The organism is Streptomyces sp. NPDC056948 (assembly GCF_042674225.1).
In the GTDB taxonomy this organism is placed as follows: Bacteria; Actinomycetota; Actinomycetes; order Streptomycetales; family Streptomycetaceae; genus Streptomyces; species Streptomyces purpurascens.
This window is the reverse complement of sequence record NZ_JBHUQX010000731.1, coordinates 1-2327: the sequence shown is the minus strand read 5'-3', so window position 1 is coordinate 2327 and position 2327 is coordinate 1. Positions and strand designations below refer to the sequence as shown.

General features: G+C 70.1%; 2 protein-coding genes. Both read left to right on the top strand.

Annotated features, from left to right (window positions below):
- Positions 1-161: 161 nt before the first annotated feature.
- Positions 162-1223, top strand: a complete 1062-nt coding sequence (locus ACFTZL_RS44100) for an NAD-dependent epimerase/dehydratase family protein (protein ID WP_382596048.1) — start codon at positions 162-164, stop codon at positions 1221-1223.
- A gap of 14 nt (positions 1224-1237) precedes the next feature.
- Complete coding sequence (locus tag ACFTZL_RS44095) at positions 1238-2293, top strand: lysophospholipid acyltransferase family protein (RefSeq protein WP_382596045.1); 1056 nt, start codon at positions 1238-1240, stop codon at positions 2291-2293.
- The last annotated feature ends 34 nt before the right edge of the window (positions 2294-2327 follow it).

Below are 2327 nucleotides of genomic sequence, written 5' to 3'. Positions count from 1 at the left end.
CACCAACTGGTGGGGGGCCACACGTGTATCGCCATGTATGCCCGTCCGCTTCCCGTCACTTCGCGCATCGGGCGGTCATCACAGCGCAACACCGAACCGCTAAGTTGGCCCCACGGGGGAACGCGGCGGGGACAAGAGGCTGTGGAAGGAAGGCGCTGATCTTGGGCAAGGTCGTGCTCGTGACCGGAGTGGCCCGCCAACTGGGGGGCCGGTTCGTGAGGCGGATCCAGCGGGACCCCGAGGTGGACCGGGTGATCGCCGTGGACGCGGTGCCGCCCGAGCACCATCTGGGCGGTGCGGACTTCATCCAGGCCGACATCCGGCAGCCCACGATCGCGCGGGTGCTCGCCGAGACGGCCGCCGACACGATCGTCCACCTGGACGTGACGGGCACGCCGCTGGGCAGCGGCAACCGGGCCTCCCTGAAGGAGACCAACGTCATCGGCACCATGCAGCTGCTCGGTGCCTGCCAGAAGTCCCCGACCGTGCAGCGGCTGGTCGTGAAGTCCAGCACCAACGTCTACGGCTCCGCACCCCGCGACCCGGCCGTCTTCACCGAGACGACCCCGCCCAAGTCCCTGCCCAGCGGCGGTTTCGCCAAGGACACGGTGGAGGTCGAGGGGTACGTCCGCGGCTTCGCGCGCCGCCGGCCCGATGTGGCCGTGTGCGTGCCGCGGTTCGCCAACATCCTGGGCCCGACCGCGGACACCCCGCTCGCCTCGTACTTCGCGCTGCCGGTCCTGCCGACCGTGTTCGGCTACGACCCCAGGCTGCAGTTCGTGCACGAGGACGATGTGATCGAAGTGCTGCGGATCGCCTCCCACGAGCCAAGGCGGGGCACGCTCAACAGCGGCACCTTCAACATCGCCGGCGACGGCGTCCTGCTGCTCTCCCAGTGCTCCCGGCGCCTGGGGCGCCCCACCATGCCCCTGCCGCTCCCCGCCGTCACCTGGGCGGGCTCGCTGGTGCGTACGCTGGGGATGACGGACTTCTCGCCCGAGCAGATCCGGCTGCTCACCCACGGCCGGGTCGTCGCCACGGGCCAGATGCGCGAAACGCTGGGATTCCAGCCCAAATACACGACCGCGGAAACGTTCGCGGACTTCGCCCGCAGCCAGGGACCCGGACTTCTTCCGCCGGAGGCCCTTGCGGGGGCCGTCGACCGGATCGCCGCACTGCCCCTCGCGGGCGACGGCCACCCCCCGACGCAGAGCGCCAACTGAGGAGCGCATCAACGATGGCGGATGCCAAGGTCATTCCGTTCGACGACGACCGGTCCCGCGGAAGCGCCGTGCAGCGCCCCCAGCGGCGCCGGAGCGCGGGGAACCGCCGCTCGGGCACGGAGCCGGCGCAGGTCCGTGAGGTGCAGCCCCTGCCCACCAGGGCTGTTCCGCAGGATGATGTTCCTGTGACTTCTGAGGAGCAGCCGCCGGAGCCGTCCCAGGACGGCGACGGCGGTCTGGAACGGCGGATCGCGGGCGGGCTCGCGTTCCTGCGCCGCCGCCTCACCGGGGACTACGAGGTCGACGACTTCGGCTACGACGCGGAGCTCACCGACCAGGTCCTGATGTCCCTGCTGCGCCCGCTGTACGACAAGTACTTCCGGGTCGAGGTTAAGGGCATCGAGAACATCCCGTCCGAGGGCGGCGCCCTGATCGTCGCCAACCACTCCGGCACGCTGCCGATGGACGGCCTGATGATGCAGGTCGCCGTGCACGACAACCATCCGGCGGGACGGCATCTGCGCCTGCTCGCCGCCGACCTGGTGTTCATGCTGCCCGTGGTCAACGAACTGGCCCGCAAGCTCGGCCACACCCTGGCCTGCGCCGAGGACGCGGCACGGCTGCTGGAGCAGGGCGAACTGGTCGGGGTGATGCCGGAGGGCTTCAAGGGCCTCGGCAAGCCCTTCGCGGACCGGTACAAGCTCCAGCGCTTCGGCCGCGGGGGTTTCGTCTCGACGGCCCTGCGCGCCGGGACGCCGATCGTCCCCTGCTCGATCGTCGGGGCCGAGGAGATCTACCCGATGATCGGCAACGCGAGGACGGTCGCCCGTCTGCTGGGCTTTCCGTACTTCCCGGTCACGCCCACGTTCCCCTGGCTCGGACCGCTCGGCGCGATTCCGCTGCCGACCAAGTGGACGATCCAGTTCGGCGAGCCGATCCCCACGGACGGCTATCCGCCGGAGGCGGCCGAGGACCCGATGCTGATGTTCAACCTGACCGATCAGGTCAGGGAGCAGATCCAGCACACGCTGTACAAGCTGCTGGTGCAGCGGCGGTCGGTCTTCTTCTGATGCTTCGCCTACGGCGCTGGGCGCCCCGCAGAGG

Coding starts and splice junctions, on each gene's coding strand:
- ACFTZL_RS44095 (WP_382596045.1), top strand. CDS start 1,238: ATGGCGGATGCCAAGGTCATTCCGTTCGACGACGACCGGTCCCGCGGA.